Source organism: Actinomyces sp. HMSC08A09 (genome assembly GCF_001807465.1).
Lineage (GTDB): Bacteria > Actinomycetota > Actinomycetes > Actinomycetales > Actinomycetaceae > Actinomyces > Actinomyces oris.
Genome location: NZ_KV789112.1, coordinates 7,977 through 12,155, shown reverse-complemented (window position 1 = coordinate 12,155; position 4,179 = coordinate 7,977). Strand labels below are relative to the sequence as shown.

General features: G+C 55.2%; 1 protein-coding gene and 1 pseudogene. Both read left to right on the top strand.

The window, feature by feature from the left end:
- Positions 1 to 969 (top strand): annotated as a pseudogene (locus HMPREF3165_RS13735) (IS1380 family transposase); the annotation flags it as partial.
- Positions 970 to 1,565: 596 nt separating this feature from the next.
- Positions 1,566 to 4,151, top strand: coding sequence for a class III lanthionine synthetase LanKC (gene lanKC, locus HMPREF3165_RS12815; RefSeq protein WP_218079042.1), 2,586 nt, complete (start codon positions 1,566 to 1,568; stop codon positions 4,149 to 4,151).
- The last annotated feature ends 28 nt before the right edge of the window (positions 4,152 to 4,179 follow it).

The window sequence follows — 4,179 nt, the reverse complement described above, 5'->3', positions numbered from 1 at the left end:
GGTGTGGGACCTGGCCGGCGAGCACTCACCAACGGCTGGAATCAGTGCTGAGCGTCCGTTGGTGATCGACGTCGACGCCACCTTGGTTAATGTGCACTCAGACAAAGAGGGGGCGGCCCCGACCTTCAAGAAGGGGTTCGGCTACCACCCCCTGACCGCGTGGTTCGACCACGGCCCCGGCCAGGGGGCCGGTGAGTGCGCGGCGATCATGCTGCGTCCAGGAAACGCGGGATCAAACACTGCCGCCGACCACATCGAGATCATCCGCCGGGCACTGGACCAGGCCGGGCTCGGCCCCAGACCCGGTAGAAAGGTGCTGGTGCGCATCGACGGGGCCGGAGGCACGAAGGAGACCACCTGAGTTCCTGGCCCGTCGACGGGTGTCCTACAGCGTGGGGTTCACGCTTCCCGAGCACACGCCGCAGATCCACGGGCACCATCCCCGAGACCGCCTGGGCCCCGGCCTACAACGCTGACGGCCAGCCCAGGCAGGGTGCGGACGTCGCTGAGATCACCGACCTGCTGGACCTGACCGCTTGGCCCAAGGGGATGCGGGTCAACCGTGCGCCGAGAGCGGCCCCATCAGGGAGCCCAGCTGCGCTTCGAGGACGTGGGCGGCTACCGACTGACCGCCTTCGCCACCAGCACGAGGGTGGGGCAGCTCGCCGATCTCGAGGTGCGCCACCGGCTACGGGCCCGCTGCCAGGGGACCGTATCCGCTGCGCCAAGGACACCGGACTTGACCGCTTCCCCTTGCAGGGGTTTGCGGCCAACCGGGTCTGGTGCCTGATCGTGGCCCTGGCCTGTGACCTGCTGGCCTTCTCCCAGCTGCTCGCCATGACCTCTACCCCCGGCCGCGCCTGGGAGCCCCGAACGATCCGCCTGCAGCTGATGGCCATCCCCGCCGTCATCGCCCGCCGCACCGTCCTGCGCTACAAGGCCGACCACCCCTGGACCAGCCTTCTGCTTGACGGCCTCGGTCACCTCCAGGCCCTACCGGCTCCGTAGACACACGGCTCCTGCCTCCTGTCCACCACGATCCTGAAGGAACACCCTCTGGCCCCCGGAAAGGCCCGACCACCGCGAGACGACACGCGGCAGACCGCCACACCCAACCCCACTCAACCAGACGACGAAAGATCGAGGCTAATGCTCCACGGCGTGGATGTCACTGACTAATGTCATAGACGGGTTGCATGCCGTCCGAGGTCGGAGTAACCTACTAAACGACGCGCCGATAGATCGACGTATGCTATGTCGATCAAGAATATCGCCGCCTCATAGAGAGTGACTTTTCTTCGATGTTTGCAGCGACATCGTTGGAAGGGTTGACTATTCGTCGTTGAGATCGCCCGCTCCGGTTCAGTCGAAGTCGTTACTGCACGGAGATAAGGTGGAACACACACGAGAAGCATATTGGGCGCTGAAGTGTCCGATCTCGTGTCCTGCTAGAAATTCCTGGATCCAGAGCAGATACCCCTGAGACGAGTATCTGATTTTCCTATTCTGCGCCTAGCGCTGAAATGCGCGCGACGTACTGCAATTGACTAGGTCGGAGAAAAAGATTGAAACTCGCATACAGAACGAATCATTCCAAAAGAGCCCAGTTAGCCAAACCGGGAAGCCTTTTCTTTGAATCCCTGCCCCCACATCCTAGTAAAGCATTCAGTGCGACGCCACGGGGATGGATCAGCGATAGATTGGGGCCCTGGACTCGGGTATATCCTCGTAACATATGGGGTAGTTACCCACAGCATGGATGGAAAATTCACGTCAGTTCGGTCCCGGTAGGCGCTGAAGAAACGCTCGCCGATGTTGCGGACATTTGCGAGCGCCACACAACTCCTTTCAAGCATCTGAGTGATCGCCCTGAATTCTTGCGCTGCTTGAAGAAGTATGCCGACAGGCTTTCTGCAGGAAAATTTATTACGATCTATCCAAGAAATGAACAGCAGTTTGTGACCCTGCTGGAAGAATTGGATCAACGATTGGAAGGAAAGGTCGGCCCCTATGTGCTGACGGATGCGCGTTACGCCGAGAGTCCAGTGTTCTTCAGATACGGCGCATACTTCTCTAAAACGCTGTCCAACGGAAGGACGGGCATTATCACACCTTCTGGAGAGGTGATTGAGGACCCTCGCGACATGAAGTTCTCCGTACCTGACTTCGTTACTATTCCGGATGCCATTAAACATGTGGTAGAGGCTCGGAAGAATGGTTTAAAAAAAGGGGCCGATGAATTGCTCTACCCTTATAAAGTGACCGGTTGTATACACTACAGTTTCGGTGGTGGAGTGTATCGAGGACTGGATCTACGCGATCATCATGAAGTAATTTTGAAGGAAGCGCGAGCCTATAGTGGCTACACGTCAGAAACGGAGTCATCTCAGGATCGGTTACGATCTGAAGCTGAAGTGCTCAAGGAACTGGAGTACTTGGAGTTTGTGCCACGTCTCCGTGATTACCTGACACTAAGTGATCATGAATTTATTGTAGAGGATTTCATCGAAGGTGGAACACTTCAAGATTGGATAGCCTCAAACTATCCTTTTCTTTTCGAGCAGCCCATCGAGCCGTATGAAGTCGATGCATTGAAGATATCCCGGCAGCTCATTAAAATCGTGCAGTCCGCGAATGCGGAGGGTGTGGCCATCATGGACCTTCAGCCCAAGAACATAATGATTGAAAGGGACCTGACTGTGCGCCTCATTGATTTGGAGGGGGCACGGCCGATCATGTGCGAATCAAGAGACGTGCTAGGCACGCCCGGGTTCATGCCGCTAAGGAGATGCAGTAATCGGGAAAGAGACGCGTACTCCCTATTCCAAGTGCTGTTATATATGTTTGCCCCTTCATTGGATTCAGTTCTATCACCTGGACTTGAACAAAAACGCATCGACTTCATATCGGAGACGTTCTCTGAAGAGGTGCTGAATCTCATCGAGCATGTCCGTGCTGAACTGTCCTCGTCGGTCACTAAGCCAAGACTGGGTCTTGGTGCAAATTGCACAAGTTCGGTTCGTCCGCAATCTTTGCAACACGAGTGGGAGCAGTATAGGCATAAGATCATCTCGGGAATATTTGCTGCAAGAAAACGGGTAGAAAAGACTGCGCCCATATTCCCCGGTGATGCGCGGCAGTTGTGGGACGGTCCGTCCGCGCAGTGGGATTTGGAGACTGGCACCGCTGGAATCGTTCTGGCGCTGTCGAGACTGGGAGTGGATACGCATGAACTCGCGGTTGAACTTGCTGAGAACATGTGTATAACTGATCTGCCTGAAGAAGGGCTTCTACGGGGACTTCCGGGAATTGCATTAGCTATGGCTGAAGCGGGAGAGCCTGAAATCGCTCTGACGTTGGCAGGCCATCAGAATCGTTTTACAAGCAAGAATGCGAATATTCGAAGTGGTGTGGCTGGAACGGTTCTATCATGTCTGTCGTTGTGTCAATATGGTATTAACGTCAGGTTCATTCGTGAATTGCTGGCAGACTTCGAAGAAACCTTGAACGACTCGGACACATATGTGGATGGTAGCGGAGCTGAAACTGGGAACGCTGTTGGCCTATTCGATGGCTGGTGTGGTGTGGCAGTCGCTTGCGAAGCGGCATTCAGAAGAACTGGAAATATTGACTGGCATCGGCGTGCCGAAACTCTCCTGGAGCGAGATGTGTGTCATTTAAAGGCCAGCGATCAGGGCGCGCAGTACGTCGACATGTCGGGAGTGAACTATGGATACCTGTCGGAAGGTTCGGCCGGAATAGGGGTTGCATGTTCCATAGTAGATCAGGCTCGCTACAAAAACATCATTAAAGAGATCTCAATGTCTTTGGGTCCACGCTTATGTCTGAGCGCAGGACTATTTCAGGGGCAAGCGGGGCTCGCTGCTTCGCTCATGATGATTGGTGGAGCCGAATGCGAGTCAGTTGTCGAACAGGAGTTAAATAATCTTTTACGCATGAAGTCCTTCTCTGTCGATGATGATGAGGCCATCTATTTTCCCGGAAATCATTCGTACTGCCTTTCTTCGGACTATTCTACGGGTGCAGCAGGAATAGCATTATCTGTTGATGGCTACTGTCGGAGATGGCCAGCATGGGTACCTTGGTCTCCACGTCTTTTCGATGGAGTTGAGAAAGGGGGTGGATGGTGATGGACGAGCTGCTTTCCCTCCAGGCTTT